The organism is Mucilaginibacter sp. GW821-FHT07G05, from assembly GCF_059418565.1.
Genome location: NZ_JBWKQC010000010.1, coordinates 1 through 16,471 on the forward strand (window position 1 = coordinate 1; position 16,471 = coordinate 16,471).

Here is a 16,471-nt window from a genome sequence, read left to right on the forward strand (position 1 = left end):
TTCGGATCCGCCGGCTTGATCGATTTGGTCTCAAATGATTTGGACGGCAGGATCTTCAGCGCATAATTGAGGAGGAATCTGCAAAGACAGATCAGCGCAAGGAACAGCAATAACAGCCAGTGCAGGTGAATGAAGATCTTAAAGCCGTTCCACAGATCGTTCGTGTCAATATAAAAACGAAGCGTATCCCATTGCTCCAGTAATCCAACCAGCCAAAAGATGAACAGGATCGGAAAGAGACCGGAAAGTGCGATAAAGAATTTGATCTGCCTGGAATACATATATGATAATAGCTGAAGTAAAAATACTTAAAAAACCGTTATTTGATCCGGGCAAAAACGGGGAAGGCCGGAATAAAAAACGGTTTGGAAAGTGAACGACCTGAAGTAAACAAATAAAAAAAGCAGAAAAGGCCTACATTATTTTATCCGAATGGATCATTCTTACTTTTTTGGAGCATGTGCTTTTTCACACGGCTCAGGGTGTCTTTGCTCATCCCAAGATATGAGGCGATGACATGCTGGGGGAATCTGGCAATAAGTCCCGGATAGCAAGCCGCGAAATCTACATATTTTTGTTCTGCCAGAGCACTTATGGAGGAATTAAGCCTGCGCTGATTGGCGATATTGTTGCGTTCGTCCAACTGCCGCATCATCTCATAAATAAAAGGCGTTTTATCCAGCAGGTCCAGAATGTTTGCCCTGGAGACCAGCAACATTTCCGTATCTTCCCAGGCATCGATATGGTAGATGCTCGGCGTGCACATGACCCAGCTTTCCCGGTCGCCCATCCACCACTCCTCGACGCCAAGGCGTACCATGTGTTCCGTACCTTTATCGTCTACGGAATACTGCCGCATCGCACCTTTGACAACGAAAGCAAAGTTTTTGCATTGGTCACCTGCCTGCAGCAGGTATTGTTTCCTTCGTAGCTTAAAAGGAATGAATGCCTTTTTAATCAGTTCTTTTTCCAGTTCGGTCAGCGGCCCTGACCTGAATTTTTTTAAATAGTCAAATAATACGTCGTGCATTATTAAACATCGCCCACCCAGCGCTTTTAGTAGTCGTTAATATTATTAGATATTTGTCGTTTTATACATCAAAGATAAGGCCTTTCGCGCAAATATGAATTTGAAGTCGCCACAATTGCCGGTCTTGATTACTAGCAATTTAAGGCTTTACATACCCATATTTTCTTTTGATGATAAAAGTCTACAAAGATCACAATAATTTCAGACCTGCATTGTAGACATAGTTCTACTCTTTCAGCGAAAATTAGTCCTATTTCGACCTTTACCGGGATATTTCTTTTGATAACGGCTGCAGCCGTTGCTGTCAATTTTGATCAGGACACGACTTCGGAAACGAAAGCTTTCAAAGCGGCCATTTTGCCCCCGCGAAAACTCCAGACATCACAGTAATCGGAAGTAGTAGTGCCGCCGTTTCCGTCTTTCAGCTTTATTCTTCCAACGGCTACCACATCTTCGCCATCGCCGATCAGTTGTTGTACATCAAACTCAGGAGGTTCCGTATAAACAGCGTTCATATAATCGCGCACGGCCTGTTTGCCGGATAGTACCTGATCGCCTACAAAGTCCCAGATCACATCCTCGGTGCACAGGGCAAGGAAGGCTTCGTGGTCACCACTGGTAACATGTTCGTTGGCTTTTAAAAGTATTGCTTTATTGTCTGTCATATTCTGTAATATTTTAGTACTTCACCATGAAAAACACCGTGAAAAGGCGGTTGTTTTGATCGAGAAAACGGATACATCGTGCCCGGGCGAGCTTTTGGCCCGCCATTGAACAAGACAGGCCGTGAAGGGTATAACGCTTTAACGCCCTGTAGCTGAATGCTTGTTCCCTAAGTAACATCAGATTCTATGGATCAGCGGTAATTAAATAAGATACTCTTTACCGGCTTTTTGTATAATTGGAATAGACGGTCTCTACCTGCGTTGTTATCGTTTTTCCCAAAAAAGCTGCTTCCATGTTCAGATTATCACCTGAAGGAAAATAACGTTTCGCCGAATTATCATAAAAATATTTGGTCAGTATCACAAACCTGTTCGCTGTGAGCGGACCGATCTTGACCGGTTTTTCATTGACAAGCGCCAGCTGGGTTAGTTGCCTTGTTTTCAGATCGACGGTCAGCACCGCGCGGCAATCTTTCAGGAATGGCGCATCTCTGGGTATCGAAGCGGCATCAAGTTTATAGCTGATGACCAACTGATCCGCAGTTTCACTGTCTATTTTGTAGGTATTATTATCCGGTTTATCTACCGGGGGCTTTTCCCTGGCGCTCCGGAAGATGTTGGTTTCATATTTTGAAGGCGCTTTGCCGTCCACGGAAACCACTGTCCATTTTTCATAGGGAGCTCCGGATGGATCAAATTTTGCCTGGATAACTTTCGTTTTACCGGCGGCCGTGGTCGACTCCCTGAGATCGAATGCCCGGTCAGCAGGGGTTCTCAGGTTTGCCGGATCTAAGAAAGACTGATCTACGCCGTTTTTTGTAAGCGCACCGGTGATCAATGATTTTTGTGCAGATGCCCGGGACGCAACTGTCAATAAGGAAATAAAAATAAATAGCCCTTTCAGGCCGATCATTCCGGCTTTCCGGAAGTTATAAGTGTTGTTTTTCATATTCATGTTTTTTGATCTTTAAGCCGGTTCAAAGCATCCCTGACCGCAGGCCATGGCAAAGCACGGCCATGATCCATACGGCCGGCAGGAGCTGACAGGCAGGCTAATTAAATTATTAACCCTGGTAAATGGTGATGATTGCGCTGTTAATTGACCGTGTTATCAGGCGGCATGGATAACATTTTGCTGTTGATGAATTCAAAGAAATCTTTCCGGTAAGCCTCACCGATAGTGATCGGCTTTTCTTCATCTAATATCCTCACCATGTTTCCCTCGATCGCGGTCAGATGGCTGAGCGAAATAATAAATGATTTATGGATCCGGACAAAGCCCCTGGAAGACAAATTTTCTGAAAGCTCTTTCAGTTTAAGATAGGTCGTAATCTTTTTCTGGTCATCCATGTGAATGATGGCGTAGTTGCTCAGTCCTTCGATATAGGTGATCCTGCGGGAATCTATCTTCAGCAGCTTACCTTTCTGTTCCGTTTTCACGAATACGTAATGATCCTGCTCTGCGGGCGGCCGGACATTGCTGTGAATGGTCCACAGACGGTTGACCGCCTTGAGGAACCGAAGGAACTGGACCGGCTTCAGCAGATAATCCACCACGGCATGTTCAAAGCCGTCCAGGGCATATTCCTTATAGGCGGTGGTCATGATGATATGGCTGTCTTTACTGATCAGCTTCAGCATTTCGATGCCGGTAAGGTGCGGCATCTGTACGTCCAGAAATACCAGGCCCGGTTTCAGGTCAGCGATCATAGCCAGTCCTTTTATGGGATTGGTCGCAGTGCCCACCACCCGCAGAAAATGCACCTGGCTTATATGCTGAACGAGCAGGTCGATCGCATGCTGCTCATCATCTACTATCACACAATCTATCATAGTGCAAATTTTATATTTATCGTTACTCTGAAAATATCGCCGCTGTCCTTTACCTTAAAAGATGAACGGCTTTCATAGGTCAGCTTCAGCTGCTGCCGGATGTTTTGCAGGCCAACGCCGTTGGAGAGCTCTTTTATACCCCTGCCTTTTTTGTTCTCGATAAAAAAGGTGAGCTCATTGACCCGGGTGCTGATCCGGATCAGCAAGGGATGTTCGGGGTCATGCAGGTCACCGTGCTTAAAAGCATTCTCGACCAGCGTGATCAGTATCAGCGGCAGTATCCTGATGGATTGGTCATCTATCTGCTCTTCGTAACGGATATTCAAGCCGTGGTTGTGGCGGCGCTGGTTGATCTCGATCACATTTTTCAGATGTTCGAGCTCATCCATAATGTTGACCTTACCATCTGCACTTTCACTTGTTCCTAAAGCGTACCGCATGATATTGGCGAGCATCAGCACTGAATCTGCGGTTACCCTGTCGACTTTGATCACCTTCCCGTAGATAAAGCTTAACGAGTTGAAGAGGAAATGCGGGTTGATCTGATGTTTCAGCGCGATCAGTTCTGCTTCGGTCTTTTGCTTTTGCAGCATGATACGCTCCTTGCTTTTATTTACCCATTCCACCAGCAGCGCAACGGATAAACTGCTGATCAGCGTGAACAGATAAGAAATGACCAGGATCCAGCCCAGTGAATGTTCAGACAACCTGGCAGCAGCGGCATTTTCGCTGCTGCTCTCATACAGGTAGGTGCCATAGTTGACCGAGAACTTTACCAGAAACAGCAACAGCGTGATCAGGAGGGCACTCCGGCGGCTGCGCTGTCCATGCATCGCGGGCAGGATCACCACAAAGATTAGGACATAATGGGTGACGACAGATTCTGCTACAAAATTCAGCAGGCCAAGGGCCAGCCCATTTTCGCCCGCAAAATTCTGGACCGTTTTGTCCGGGGTAACCAAATAGGATAACATAAAGAAAGCACCATAAATGAACAGCGAGAATACGGTAAGCAACAGTAATCGCCTGCAATTCATTTTAAAGAATTTCAATACCGAATCGTACATGTTATCTGTGTTAACCAGGCCCCTGAACAGAGATGCGCCTTATTCGTATTTAATGAAGGTAGCACTTATTTTTTTCTGTTTAATGTCCACCGTGGACGAGCTGCTGGTACCGGTCACATTCTTCCTGTTGGAACGGCTGACCACACCCGTGCCGGTCTGCTGCGTACTCACTACTTCTTCCGAAAGGACCATGATGACGCCATCGGCCCCTTTGGCCTTTCCTAATTCGATCACCTTTTGCTGTGCGGCTTCCAGTGAGCCAAAGCCTTTACCGACATCGGTAGTGCCCATTGTGGTGTAATTTTTTTTGACGTCTTCTTTAGCCAGATAGACATCGACATTCGAAGTCGGGGTATACGTTTTCCCGAAATACTTCGGAGTTGAACATGCCGCCAACATTCCCATTATCAGGAAAGTGATCAGCGTAAATACGGTTGCCTTTTTCATTTTCTTTTTTTTTGATATGATCAATAGATGTTTCACGGTTCCCTGTCCGCCGCCGTATCAGTGTATGACCGGATGCGGCTTCCCAGAACCAGAACAAAAGTAGCCCGGGTATGCCCCGCGGTAAACTCTATTATGTGAACGGGCGTTTTGTCTATGCAACCCGGCGGCCCTCTGCTTATGTTTTAAAAAAAACAAGGTTTGCACCAGCCGGTGCAAACCTTGTACGTGTCCAAACGAAATAAAATGTATAAAAATCATCAGATCGTTTTGGCCAGTTCCCTTAACAATTCTTCGAGCTTTAATTCACCATCCACGGTCTGGGCTCCGACTTTCATGCCGCCGCGGATCAGTTGTTCAGCCGCAGGCAGCGCAAACAGGCCGGCCCAGGCCTCATGTTCCCGCAGATATCCCTGGCCCAGGTCTGCAGGGGGCACGGCGATTTTGGCGGCCCTGATCACGCCTTCCGGCAGGGCGGCGATGTTCCGGGCGAGCGTGTCTACAAATTCGCCGAGCTGCGCTGCCGGCATTGCGCGGTTGATCCAGCCGTACTGAGCCGCGGTGTCCGCATCGATCAGGTCTGCTCCCAATAATATTTCCAGGGCACGCCCCCTGGTCATTTTCAGCGGGAGGTACTGTGTCGCGCCGCCACCCGGAACTATGCCCATCAAAGCTTCGCACTGCGCAAGCCCGGCGCTTTCCCGGGCGGCAAAGCACATGTCAGCAGCTGTTACGAATTCCGCGCCGCCGCCCCTGGCGATACCTGCCAGTTTAACGATCGTTACCTGTGGCTGCCGGCGGAGCATTTCACCAAAACCCTGAAATACATTCATTCCTTCAGGTATCTCGGCGGCGATCCCGTCGAAGGCATGCGGTGCATCGATAAGCGTCATATCCACATGGGCGATGAAGAAATCCTTGTTGGCGCTATCAAACACCACTACCCGGATGGTATCATCGGCCGCTATTTTTTTCAGGAACGTCCTGATCTCACCCATCAAAGTGACGTCGAGCACATTGACAGGCGGATTACTGATCGTTACCCTGGCCACACCGGCTTCGACGTTTATACTGATTGTTTTGAATTCCCCGGGATAACTACCGGATGCTGTGTTATCAATTTTCATATGAAGGTTATATTTTAATTTATGACTTCCCTGAAGGGTTTAGCAGTGCAAAATTACAAGCCGTATCAGGTATATTTGCTGCCGCTAAACCCGAGGTAAGCACGAGAAAAATGACAGTAGCTGATAACTACATCTGTAACATAGAAAGCCAGCATGAGCTCAATTATATCCAGGACACGCTATATGTGATCAGCGGCAAATGGAAATTGCAGATCATGGTCGCTGTTCTCAACGGTCACCACCGGTACCGCGACATCGCTAGGGCGATACCAGGCATCAATTTCAAAATGCTATCCAAAGAACTCCGGGAAATGGAGCTGAACAAGCTCATCGAACGTTCTGTCGATGAAGGTCCGCCGGAGATCATCGAATATCTTGCAACGGAATACTGCAGGTCACTGTACCCTTTGCTGGAACAGATGATCAGTTGGGCAAAGCATCATCGTACGGTGATCTGACCGGTAAAACTTTCGTAAAGGAAGAGCCGACCTTAACCGGTCGGGATCAGGTTACTACCCTCTGACCATCCTTTGAATATTGCTGCGGCGCGTAAATATTCCTCCGCACTGACCGGATCCTGAGGCATCAGATAGTGGGTCAATGTAAGGGAACTATCCCTGTGCAATAATTTACCCTGTGCCTCAAAGAACCTGCGCATGAAAAAAAATCTCGGCCTGCACAGCCGCAAACTAAGTTCATTCACGGCCTCATACCGGAATCCATTCCTGCCGGCAGCAGCTGATAAGATCGATGCGATCTCCCTGCCGCTGACCAGGTCACCTGCCAGCGTGATCTTTTCACCCCTGAACAGTTCCGGCGAGGCGAATATTTCTGCGACCGAGTCGCCGATATCGCTCAGCGCCACATACGGGACCGTGGCATCAGCGCTGAATCGTTCGACGATACGATTACCGCTGATCTTAAGGACATCGCTGCCGATGTTGTCCATGTAAAGGGCCGGACGCACAATGACACCGCCCGGGAAGTAACGGGTGAATAATTCTTCGATTATCAGCTTACTGTCTATCCACGACACGCCGGAAGGAGCTCCCGCCAGATTGATCACGGAACTGTAGACGACCTGTTCCACGCGGGCTTCCAGGCAGGACCAAATTATATTTTTTCCCTGTCGCATCTCAGCGTTCGTATCGAACCGGCCGAGCTCATAGGACCAGGGCTGGGTTAGGCAGAATACTCCGTAAGCACCATTAAAGGCGGCAAGTAATGAACCCATATCTTCCAGGTCTGCCTGAACGATCCTGGCACCCTGTCCGGCCAGCTTCAGTGCTGCGGCGGAGTTGGGATCCCGCGTCAGGGCGGTCACATCCCATAGGCCAGTCTTCAGTAAAGCGGTCGTTACGGCACGGCCCTGATTTCCGGTAGCTCCGCATATAACTATTTTTTTCCTATTCATATCTGCAATTTTATCCATAGCTGATTTCCCCTGCCAACAGATACAAAATTCCAAGGGCTGACCGATATCAGCCCTTAGTTCACTAGCGCCTTTTGATCGTCACGCCCACATGTCACTATGCGGGAGAATTAAATCTTCGTTCGCAATTTCTTAATAATTCGCACGCAATCAATTTGGATAGCTGACCAGGTTTAAAACAGAGAGCGCTTTAAATATTTCAGTTAACGGTGATGCCTGATTGATATCGCCCAGGTCAACTGCCGCAAATCCCAGATTCGCGATGATCTTTCCGACCGTTTCCTTTGCGGAGGGGTGGTCACCTGAGTAGAAGATCACGCGATTACCGCCATTCACGGCAGGCTCTGCGTCGAGCGTTGCCGCGATCAGGGTATTAAAGGCTTTAACTACCTTCGCGTTCGGAATCAGTTCAGAGATCACAGCGCTTGTTGGTTTGTCAGCCGGACCGCTATGCATATTGTTCGTTGTGTCGATCACTATCTTTCCAGCCAGCTGCTCTTTTACTTTTTCCAGCGCACCGGCCGTTTGATCCCACATAACGGCAAGAACGACCAGATCTGCATTTGCAGCATCTTCGCTTGTGCCGGCAGTCGCCAGTTCGCCAAGTTCCTGCACCAGCGGCTGCAATGATTCAACTCCTCTTGAATTTGAAATGATTACCTGATATCCAGCCTTAACAAATTTTTTTGCGAGTGCTTTTCCGATATGGCCCGCACCAATAAATCCTACTTTCATAAGTATGTTTTTTTGTTTGATATGTAAAAATGCATCGTCAGCGCCTGAAAGGCGATGAGATATGTTATTAAATCATAGCGACAATTGTCAATGAAGACTGCTGCCGGTGGAGCGATGATCCGTCCGGAACTACCTCGTAGCAATAAAAAAGGCCACTATAGAAACCGCCAGACCGCCGATAAAAACCATGTACGCGTAAGAGAGAAAAGTGAATTTCTTGTTCAGCACTTTCCGCACATTAAAGACCTCTTTGTACATTTCGTTATAAACCTGTTCTTTACCGCCTTTCAGAAAGCTATCGAGCTGCACTGAATAGTTATCAAAATCCGCGTCGCGAAACTCCGTGCCGACCAGATCGAAGCTGCCGAAGAAAAAGGTCTGATAGCTTTTGGATGAACGGTCCTGGATGTAGGAGTTACGCTGCGGCCGGCTGGCCAGGATGCAAAGCAGGATAGTGACAAAGGCCACCGCCAGGATAATGAATATGGGAACGATCAGCATCGGATATTTTTCGGTGCGGCTCATGGTAAATGCGATCACTACGGATATCAGGACCGAGTTCACCTGGATGAGCAGGCCTGCTTTGGAATCCGCCACATCGACCAGCTTCACATAATTACGGAACGCGATCTTGAACAAGTCTTCTGTTTCTTTATCTGACATTACCGACGTACTGCCTTTTCCCGCAGCAGGTTCACCGGACAGCCGCTGGATGCGCTTGGCCACTTTATTTTTATTGCGGAGCAGTTCATCGGTATAGTTCTTTTTCGCATATTCCGTATAGCAATGTGTTCCTGATAATTCTTCCCGCAGCCTGGTCAGGATGGCCAATTCATCGTACTGTTCATCATTAAGCCTGTTCATCTCATCTTTCAGATAAACCACATGCAGTAGAAGATCGTCCGTGGCGAGCCGGAAATCCAGCGCATCCCACACCACTTTTTCCAGTATGGTTACGGGAACCTCATTACGCAGGTGCCTGCTGATCAGTTCGTGAACAACCTCCAGCTGATCACCCGGATAATCAGCCTGCGCGGTAAAATCATCCAGCAGTTTAATGCCGGTGTCCTCCAGCATCATTATATTGGTCACCCCGGCATAACGAAAGCAGCAGGCCAGCAGCGCATTACCCAGGTCAAAACCCTTTAGTTTTTCGTCTTTGGCGATCTTGCTGCATTCACGGGAGATCCGTGTACATAATGACAAACCAAAGTTGAAGTTATCCTCGGAAAACGATGAGTAGTAACTGCTCAGATAACCCAGCGCGGATTCATAAACATTCAGTACATTCTTTTCCATTTTATTGCTGTGTTGGGTGATGTGATGTCCTGAGCTCTTCGACAAGAGCCGGTGAGGGCTGTATGCCACCAACGGAAGGCTGCAGACCGGCAATTTCGCCGGCGGTTTTATCAGCTCCGGCTTCGTCAGCAGCTTCGTTCGTACGCAGCCGGAACTCAGCAATACGACCGCTCAGAAAATCAAAAGCCTCATTGCGCTTCTTTTTATCTTTTTCCTTTTCAAAAGCCTTAATGACCGATGCGAATTTTTTTTTCAGGAATTTAACCTGTTCTTTTTTCTTGCTCATAATGATATCGTTTAAATAAAGCCCGGTCACAGCCGGTAATTAAGTGAGATATAGGGGTACCAGCCTTCGCCGGAATGTCCCGCCAGTATTTGCACGACGCCCAGTCCTGCCGGCGAAAAATAGAAGCCGCCGCCCTCACCATAATGCCAGCTGTCTGTGTTGGCCCCTGACTGCCATACTCTGCCCGTATCAAAAAAACCGGTAAAACCCAGCTGCCCCGGTAGGATATAGCCGGCAATATTGGCTATACGAAGGCGTGCCTGGAAATTATTATAGACCATATGTTCGCCGGCGAACCTGTTTTTCAGGTATCCCAGCAGGTTTCCCTGTCCGCCGAGGTACATCGACTGGTAAAAGCCCGGTTTACCCACACTTACGCCGCCGCCTATCCGGTCAGCGACGGTAAGGCGCCCGCTGGGGTCAACTTTGCCGTTAATGGTAAAAGAGGGCATCAGCTGTGCATAGGAACGGGCTGCATTATTCAGTCCCGCGTAACCCTGAAGCCTGACCGTGAGCAAATATCCGCTGCTTGGAAGAATTGTATTGTTCCTGCGGTCCTGAAGAAAATTGAGCAGCAGGCCGGCATGAAGCTTTGTTTTTTCATAAGTAGTGCTGTCGTAACTACGGATCAGTCCCGGCCGCGTAACTGAGCGGCCGATGTTGTCTTCAGCATCAAATTGATAAAACTGAAGGGAAGGACCTATACTCAGGCTGCTGTTCCTGCCGGTCTGCCAGCGCAAAGCCGGGTTAAGGTGGTAAACATCGTAGCGCGCACGATAAAATCGACGGTAATCGCCGGTTTTGTCAAATAGCGTATGATTGCCCTGACCAAAAAAGTTCTGCGAATTATCAGGTGCCTGCGCTACGAAATCCAGAGTTAGGTCTGCCTTGCCGATCGCTTCCCGCCACTGTCCGGAGTAATTGATGCCGAAAGCATTTGTCGAGAACGAATGGGTGAGCATCAACTGCTGAATGGTCGTATAAGGCTGTTTCCGGAATCCGTCATGCCCGGTATAGCGGAAGCCGAGGCCGAAAAGAAAGCCGTCGTCCCGGTTGATATTGGCCGTCGCCAGCGGCATCCAGACATTGTAAGGATCGGTCGGTATGAATTTTCGGTTGAGGGTATCGGTAGTAAGGTGGAGCCGCATCCGGCCGGTATTTCCACCGTACACCGAACTATCGACCCCTCCGTAAATATGTACCGGCTTTTTAGCTGATCGCACATCAAAAGATTTAATTCCGGTACTGTCTACGATACGGATTCGGACACTGGAATTGGGTGCATCAATGATGATCCGGTCATTACCTGCAGAAGTATACAAGCGCAATTCCGAGGTGATCTTTGGATCATAGGTCATATCCATCAAGGTTCCCCGGATACTGCCATCCTTTGCGGATTTTTCAACGAGCACATGCAGGCCTTTATCCGGGCCGTCGCTGATCGTCACCTGCTCATTTTTATCGCTCAGCCGGAGGTCGGCGATCCGATAGATAAAATGGTAGTATTGAGCCATTGCTTTGGGGATGCTGTTGCGGCGTTCCCGCATCTTGCTGAATAGCTCATTGTGCCGCAGCCGGTATATCTCGGCCGGCAATCTCCGCAAAGCGGCTTCCAGCACATCATCAGTTTCTGCTTTAACAAACTCCTGTGTGATTCGCATCCAGTCTGCATAGCTGATCTGTGCATCCGGATAAGCTTTGAGAAACTTAGTCTTGAACAGGCTGAATTTCACGCGTGGTATTTTAGGGTTGTAATCTTCCAAAGCAGGATTGATCCAGGGTAAGGAGGCTATCCAGGGGAAGAATCCATTATTAATGTGAAATACCTGGTCCCGGTCACGGGGTACGCCGATATATTTTCGGGCACTGCCGTCACGCGTAACCGCCCAGCGCCACTGGTCTTCATGCCTGTCCCAATCACCCAGCAAAAGATCAAGCAGGCGTGCGCGCAGGAACTGCTCACCATCGAATCGCGCATCGTGGCTTTGCATCAGTTCCTTTTCAAACTTGATCGTATTATCCGAGGGTCCGGCCGGATCGCGTTCTTCCAGCAGGCAGATCATCCCCGTGAATAGCTGCCGGTACTGCCCGAGCGCCGGATCATCCGCGACCACGCCGATGATCGGACTGGAATACGGTACACGAGCTGCTTTAGCCAGCGGAGGAACGACCAGCGCGGAAAAAGGCTCTTGTCCGCTGAATTCATCGCCGACCCAGTCGACCACAAATGTGCCGCGCAGGTTTTCCGGCACGACCCTGTCCGGAATTTTTTCAACACTGCGGAGCACCCATTCTTTGCCGGACGGATCTGTCAGCCGAAGGGACTTTGACTGCATTCCGCCACCCTCTCTGACCGGGGTCAGGCCGCCATAAAGGGCCGATACGCGCAGTACCGGCAATTTTACAGGTATTGACCAGTCTTTGCGATAATTCTCCCCGAAGAAAATTCGATGGATGCCGTTGACATCGTTATAGGCCGGGTGCACGCCGGCTCTCACACTGTCGGCTCCTGGCGGAACGATCACCTTGCCGATCTGGGCAAAAAGACTTGCCGGCGAAAAGATCAGCGACAGCAGGAATAAGTTTTTTCGGGTTATCATCTTCGTATAAATCGAGACCGGGATCACTCCCGGAGAAACATCCGGGAGTGAACTGCAAACGGTCAGTTAGCTTAATATAAATTCTTCAAGTTCCTGATTGAACTTTTCGGTTTCCTCAAGAAACAGTGCGTGGCCGCTATGTTCAAAAGCGATAAGTTCCGAATCTTTAATGCCCTCGTGCATCTGCTCCGCGAGCTGGAAATCGCAGATCTTGTCATAACGACCATGGAATATTACGGTTGGGATACTGATGTCTCCCAACTGCGGGCGCAGGTCCGTATCTTTCAGCGCGATGAGGCATTGTGTAGCGGCGTAAGGTGAGGCCTCCCAGTTAATGGTTCCCAGCCAGGCTGCCATTCCCGGAGATACCGAGGTCTCGCTGGCCGGGAAGATCGCGCCAAAATCCTCATATAATTTAGGACGATCTACCCGGCTCAGGTCGATCAGCGCCTGGGCGGCTTCCTGAGTGACATTAAACGGAAAATCGGGGCGTTGCGTCCAGATCGGGGCTGCTGCCCCGAATAAGGCCAGTTTGCTGATATGCTCCCCTTTATATTTGCTGGCAAAATAAATAGAGATAGCACCTCCCATAGAAAAGCCGCCAAGCACGGCATCTTTAATATCCAGTTTTTCCAGCACGGCTTTAATGTCGGCAGCGAAGATCTCATAATTGTATGGTCCGTACGGTTTGGCCGATTTGCCGAAACCGCGCAGGGTGACCCCGATCACGCGGATGCCCCGCTCCACAAAATACTGGTACTGGTATTCATACATGGCGTCACTCAACGGCCAGCCGTGAATCAGGACGAGCGGTTTGCCTTCGCCGATATCGGTAATATGCAGGCGCACATTAGGGGCTACTTTAATAAATTCTTTTCTGGACCCGCCGGTCAAATTTTCGTTATTTACGTCGTTCATAATATGGAGATATAGAGTTGTTTTAAATAGTCAGGTAATATGGACCGTTCAAAGGGTGTTTTCAGATACCCGCAGGTCATTGATATCGAGTAAATGTTCGGCTTTGCGTAACGCTTCATCGGTAAAGGTTTTTTCGTTCTTCATTTTAAAAAGTTCCTGTCGCTGGTGATCATGTATGTCAGCCATCACCTGCTGAAATTCGTCCCGTTCTGCATTCCTATTGACACATACTTCGACCGAATCCAGGTAGATCTTATTGCCTTCGATCTCCCGTTTGAGCTTTTCTGCGTAAGCCTTTACCAGGCTATTGGTGCTCGACGAAATATGGCGTGCGTTCAGCCTTTTTAACGCTACTGCATCCAGCCTGAGCCTGATGCCGGCATGCTGTTCGTGGTCAGGCAGTATCGGATCAAGCTCGGTGATGCCGATCAGCCTGATGATGACAGGCAGGGTGAGTCCCTGAAAAACGAGGGTAATGAAGATCACAATGAAAGTGATAAAAATGATGAGATCGCGGTAAGGAAAAGCTTTGCCGTCATTCATGTAAATCGGTATGGATAAGGCAGTCTCCAGCGATACCACACCGCGCATACCGGCCCAGCCAATGATGAGCGGATGTTTCCAGCCGGGCGATGGTGTCAGCCTTTTCGTTCTGCTGAACCAACGGGGCACGTATACGGTAGCGTAAACCCACAGGATCCTGATCAGGATCGCTATTATGCTGATAAAAAGGCCATACCTGATTGAGATCGCGAGTGACATCTTGCCCAGGCTGTGCACAATATCAGGCAGGTCCAGGCCGATCAGGATAAATACCAGCGTGTTCATGACAAACACGAGCGTGTGCCACACACCGGTCATGTTCATCCTTGTACTGCCGGTCTTAAACATTTCATGGGCCCGGAAAGACATGAACAGGCCACCGCTCACTACAGCCATGACCCCGGAAAAATGAAAATGCTCTGCCGAAAGGAAAAGCATATAGGGCGTCATTACCGTTAATGTGGCATCAATAGAGGGTGAAGTAGGCAGGAAGCGATGAATAGCATACATGATATGTGCACCGGCCAGCCCTGTAACGATCCCCATACCTGTGACCATAAAAAACTGTCCGGTCGCCTGCTGCAGCGAAAAAGTCCCGGTAAGAACAGCCGCCAGCGCAAAACGGAAAACGATCAGGGAAGATGCGTCATTTACCAGGCTTTCTCCTTCCAGTATCGTCGTCGTCCGATTGGGGACCTTGATCCCTTTTAAGACCGTGGTGGCCGCTACCGCGTCCGGCGGGGAAATGATACCACCGATAAGAAAGCCCATGGCCAGTGTAAATCCCGGAATAAAGTAATGTGCAGCATAGGCAACCGCTAAAGAAGTGATGAACACCAGCCCGAAGGCCAGCAGGGCGATACCGCCGCTCCATCTTTTGAATTCTTTCCAGGATGTATACCAGGCGGCTTCATACAGTAGGGGCGGCAAAAAGATCAGAAAGATCATTTCGGGATCCAATTTTATTGCCGGAATGCCGGGGACAAAACCGATACCTAATCCGGCCAGCACAAGAAAGATCGGATAGGCTATGCGTATCTTCTGAGCGAGCATAACCAGGAGCATCACTGCAAAAAGAAGCGCCAGAATAAACAGCAATTTTTCATGCATCTACTGTCAGAATTTAAATGCTAAAAGTGAACTGATAAAAAAACCGTCTTTGTGCTGCGGAACCGCATCATTAATAAAATTCCCGGTCTTAAAGTATTGCACACCGGCGTTGTAGCTCAGGAACCGGCTGATCTGCCAGGATGCCGTAGTCACATAGGCTGTGCCGATGTACTGGCTGTTTGAATTGGAGGAACCCAGGCTGAGTGAACCATCCGGACGGTAAATACCATCCTGCAGGGATTGACGCCAATAGAAAACCGTTTCTAAAGAGAGCAGCACCTTGCCGGCCGGGCTCCAGGTCAGATTAGGGTGCAGGGAAAGCAGGTTTCCGGGACCAGCCTGGGGATTCATACCGAAATAACCGCCGTTCGGAAATAATGCGTTAAAGGTGCCCAGTTTTCCATCTCCCTTCGTATTATCCCCTGAGATGAAATCACTGCGGAGTTTTACAGTCGGCGCGCCGTTCACATTGGCAAAGCGATAACCGATATCCATTGAACCGCCCCAGGCACGTATATCCGACATCCCGAACTTGCCCACCTGGTAACCGATCTCAAAATTATAAAGCAGTTCAGTTCCGTTGGCCCAGATCCTGGTGCCCAGGGTATGCCGCGATTCAGGGGCGATACCGTCATCGAATCCGGACTCAGCCCGGTGGATGCCCAGATAATACAGGTCGATATTGAACATTTTAGCAGCTGCATGCGTGCTGTAAACACCCCAGAGGCTGGATCTCCGGTTTACCGGGTTATCAAAGACGCCGGTTTTTACATTGCCCGCCGCCATCACAAAGCCATCTACATTCCACTTCGGGGAAGCGTAGGCAACCTTCGCCCCGTCAAAGTAAAGGCGAAGGTTAGGGCCTTCACGGACGTCGAGCAAACGGCCGCTGCCGTACTGCAGCTCCTGGCGGCCCAGCCGGATGGTCAGCCTGCGATCAGCTTGCTGATACGGGATGAGGTCTACGAACAGGTTCTGAACGTTCAGCTGGTCTTCATCGATCGGCCTTGGTCCGGTTTTGCGTCCGTTTTCCAGGCCGCTTCTCAATTGGCCGAAGACCCTGATCCTGTCACTTATGTGCAGATCAGCATGAAGCTGGTATCGCTGCAGCAGGAAAACATCGCTGCCGAGGCCCCTTGCGCCCCAGTCTTCGTTTGAAGCCCGGTCCAGTTCAGCCCGCATTTCACCGCCGAAGGACAGATAAGTATTTCCGCTTGGTGAAAGCGGCTGGTATTTCAGTTTATTGTAGAATGTTCTGGTACTATCCTTTAAATAGGAATAGTCCTCCTCAAAACGCAGCAGCCTGAAATTTTGGGCATGGGAGAATTTTGAGCATGTTAAAAAACCTATCAGAAGTAGAAATCTTATTTTCATCTGTCGTG

The 16,471-nt window shown here is 49.2% G+C and carries 17 protein-coding genes; 1 reads left to right on the forward strand and 16 read right to left on the reverse strand.

Translation table 11 applies throughout. The annotated features are described in order from the left end of the window. The 8 genes from AC07NA_RS21330 to AC07NA_RS21365 all read right to left on the reverse strand — a co-directional run. A partial coding sequence (locus AC07NA_RS21330; RefSeq protein ID WP_494899594.1) for a hypothetical protein occupies positions 1 to 281 on the reverse strand: 281 nt, incomplete at its 3' end. A 143-nt stretch (positions 282 to 424) separates the two neighbouring features. Further along, positions 425 to 1,030 carry a Crp/Fnr family transcriptional regulator gene (locus tag AC07NA_RS21335; protein WP_494899596.1) on the reverse strand — a complete coding sequence of 202 codons (606 nt, stop codon included), beginning with the start codon at positions 1,028 to 1,030 and terminating at the stop codon, positions 425 to 427. Between the two features lie 314 nt (positions 1,031 to 1,344). Beyond that, the gene (locus AC07NA_RS21340) at positions 1,345 to 1,695 is read right to left on the reverse strand and encodes a nuclear transport factor 2 family protein (RefSeq protein ID WP_494899597.1); all 351 of its coding nucleotides are present in this window, start codon (positions 1,693 to 1,695) and stop codon (positions 1,345 to 1,347) included. Positions 1,696 to 1,912: 217 nt separating this feature from the next. Then, on the reverse strand, positions 1,913 to 2,644 hold the full coding sequence (locus tag AC07NA_RS21345; RefSeq protein WP_494899599.1) for a hypothetical protein: 732 nt from the start codon (positions 2,642 to 2,644) through the stop codon (positions 1,913 to 1,915). Between the two features lie 146 nt (positions 2,645 to 2,790). Further along, the gene (locus AC07NA_RS21350) at positions 2,791 to 3,528 is read right to left on the reverse strand and encodes a LytR/AlgR family response regulator transcription factor (RefSeq protein ID WP_494899601.1); all 738 of its coding nucleotides are present in this window, start codon (positions 3,526 to 3,528) and stop codon (positions 2,791 to 2,793) included. Then, on the reverse strand, positions 3,525 to 4,595 hold the full coding sequence (locus AC07NA_RS21355; protein WP_494899603.1) for a sensor histidine kinase: 1,071 nt from the start codon (positions 4,593 to 4,595) through the stop codon (positions 3,525 to 3,527). Before AC07NA_RS21355 ends, AC07NA_RS21350 begins: the two co-directional genes overlap by 4 nt. A gap of 39 nt (positions 4,596 to 4,634) precedes the next feature. Beyond that, positions 4,635 to 5,042 carry a hypothetical protein gene (locus AC07NA_RS21360; RefSeq protein ID WP_494899605.1) on the reverse strand — a complete coding sequence of 136 codons (408 nt, stop codon included), beginning with the start codon at positions 5,040 to 5,042 and terminating at the stop codon, positions 4,635 to 4,637. Between the two features lie 257 nt (positions 5,043 to 5,299). Then, positions 5,300 to 6,166, reverse strand: coding sequence for an enoyl-CoA hydratase/isomerase family protein (locus AC07NA_RS21365; RefSeq protein ID WP_494899607.1), 867 nt, complete (start codon positions 6,164 to 6,166; stop codon positions 5,300 to 5,302). On the opposite strand from AC07NA_RS21365, the gene AC07NA_RS21370 reads away from it, so the two are divergent. Then, a complete protein-coding gene (locus tag AC07NA_RS21370) occupies positions 6,145 to 6,624 on the forward strand; it encodes a winged helix-turn-helix transcriptional regulator (RefSeq protein ID WP_494899609.1) in 480 nt (159 codons plus the stop codon). The genes AC07NA_RS21365 and AC07NA_RS21370 overlap by 22 nt on opposite strands. Before the next feature lie 32 nt (positions 6,625 to 6,656). Here AC07NA_RS21370 and AC07NA_RS21375 read toward each other — a convergent pair whose 3' ends face one another. The 8 genes from AC07NA_RS21375 to AC07NA_RS21410 form a co-directional block, all read right to left on the reverse strand. Continuing rightward, positions 6,657 to 7,598, reverse strand: a complete 942-nt coding sequence (locus AC07NA_RS21375; RefSeq protein ID WP_494899611.1) for an NmrA/HSCARG family protein — start codon at positions 7,596 to 7,598, stop codon at positions 6,657 to 6,659. Positions 7,599 to 7,748: 150 nt separating this feature from the next. Next, complete coding sequence (locus AC07NA_RS21380; protein WP_494899612.1) at positions 7,749 to 8,333, reverse strand: NADPH-dependent F420 reductase; 585 nt, start codon at positions 8,331 to 8,333, stop codon at positions 7,749 to 7,751. A gap of 129 nt (positions 8,334 to 8,462) precedes the next feature. Continuing rightward, the gene (locus AC07NA_RS21385; protein ID WP_494899613.1) at positions 8,463 to 9,632 is read right to left on the reverse strand and encodes a Pycsar system effector family protein; all 1,170 of its coding nucleotides are present in this window, start codon (positions 9,630 to 9,632) and stop codon (positions 8,463 to 8,465) included. Position 9,633: 1 nt separating this feature from the next. Next, a complete protein-coding gene (locus AC07NA_RS21390) occupies positions 9,634 to 9,918 on the reverse strand; it encodes a hypothetical protein (RefSeq protein WP_494899614.1) in 285 nt (94 codons plus the stop codon). Between the two features lie 26 nt (positions 9,919 to 9,944). Beyond that, positions 9,945 to 12,518, reverse strand: a complete 2,574-nt coding sequence (locus tag AC07NA_RS21395; protein ID WP_494899616.1) for a BamA/TamA family outer membrane protein — start codon at positions 12,516 to 12,518, stop codon at positions 9,945 to 9,947. A gap of 66 nt (positions 12,519 to 12,584) precedes the next feature. After that, positions 12,585 to 13,436, reverse strand: coding sequence for an alpha/beta fold hydrolase (locus tag AC07NA_RS21400; protein WP_494899618.1), 852 nt, complete (start codon positions 13,434 to 13,436; stop codon positions 12,585 to 12,587). 48 nt (positions 13,437 to 13,484) lie between these two features. Continuing rightward, the gene (locus AC07NA_RS21405; protein WP_494899620.1) at positions 13,485 to 15,089 is read right to left on the reverse strand and encodes a Na+/H+ antiporter; all 1,605 of its coding nucleotides are present in this window, start codon (positions 15,087 to 15,089) and stop codon (positions 13,485 to 13,487) included. A gap of 6 nt (positions 15,090 to 15,095) precedes the next feature. Then, complete coding sequence (locus AC07NA_RS21410; protein WP_494899622.1) at positions 15,096 to 16,463, reverse strand: alginate export family protein; 1,368 nt, start codon at positions 16,461 to 16,463, stop codon at positions 15,096 to 15,098. Positions 16,464 to 16,471: the final 8 nt, after the last annotated feature.

Coding starts and splice junctions, on each gene's coding strand:
- AC07NA_RS21335 (WP_494899596.1), bottom strand. CDS start 1,030: ATGCACGACGTATTATTTGACTATTTAAAAAAATTCAGGTCAGGGCCG.
- AC07NA_RS21340 (WP_494899597.1), bottom strand. CDS start 1,695: ATGACAGACAATAAAGCAATACTTTTAAAAGCCAACGAACATGTTACC.
- AC07NA_RS21345 (WP_494899599.1), bottom strand. CDS start 2,644: ATGAAAAACAACACTTATAACTTCCGGAAAGCCGGAATGATCGGCCTG.
- AC07NA_RS21350 (WP_494899601.1), bottom strand. CDS start 3,528: ATGATAGATTGTGTGATAGTAGATGATGAGCAGCATGCGATCGACCTG.
- AC07NA_RS21355 (WP_494899603.1), bottom strand. CDS start 4,595: ATGTACGATTCGGTATTGAAATTCTTTAAAATGAATTGCAGGCGATTA.
- AC07NA_RS21360 (WP_494899605.1), bottom strand. CDS start 5,042: ATGAAAAAGGCAACCGTATTTACGCTGATCACTTTCCTGATAATGGGA.
- AC07NA_RS21370 (WP_494899609.1), top strand. CDS start 6,145: ATGCTGTGTTATCAATTTTCATATGAAGGTTATATTTTAATTTATGAC.
- AC07NA_RS21365 (WP_494899607.1), bottom strand. CDS start 6,166: ATGAAAATTGATAACACAGCATCCGGTAGTTATCCCGGGGAATTCAAA.
- AC07NA_RS21375 (WP_494899611.1), bottom strand. CDS start 7,598: ATGGATAAAATTGCAGATATGAATAGGAAAAAAATAGTTATATGCGGA.
- AC07NA_RS21380 (WP_494899612.1), bottom strand. CDS start 8,333: ATGAAAGTAGGATTTATTGGTGCGGGCCATATCGGAAAAGCACTCGCA.
- AC07NA_RS21385 (WP_494899613.1), bottom strand. CDS start 9,632: ATGGAAAAGAATGTACTGAATGTTTATGAATCCGCGCTGGGTTATCTG.
- AC07NA_RS21390 (WP_494899614.1), bottom strand. CDS start 9,918: ATGAGCAAGAAAAAAGAACAGGTTAAATTCCTGAAAAAAAAATTCGCA.
- AC07NA_RS21395 (WP_494899616.1), bottom strand. CDS start 12,518: ATGATAACCCGAAAAAACTTATTCCTGCTGTCGCTGATCTTTTCGCCG.
- AC07NA_RS21400 (WP_494899618.1), bottom strand. CDS start 13,436: ATGAACGACGTAAATAACGAAAATTTGACCGGCGGGTCCAGAAAAGAA.
- AC07NA_RS21405 (WP_494899620.1), bottom strand. CDS start 15,089: ATGCATGAAAAATTGCTGTTTATTCTGGCGCTTCTTTTTGCAGTGATG.
- AC07NA_RS21410 (WP_494899622.1), bottom strand. CDS start 16,463: ATGAAAATAAGATTTCTACTTCTGATAGGTTTTTTAACATGCTCAAAA.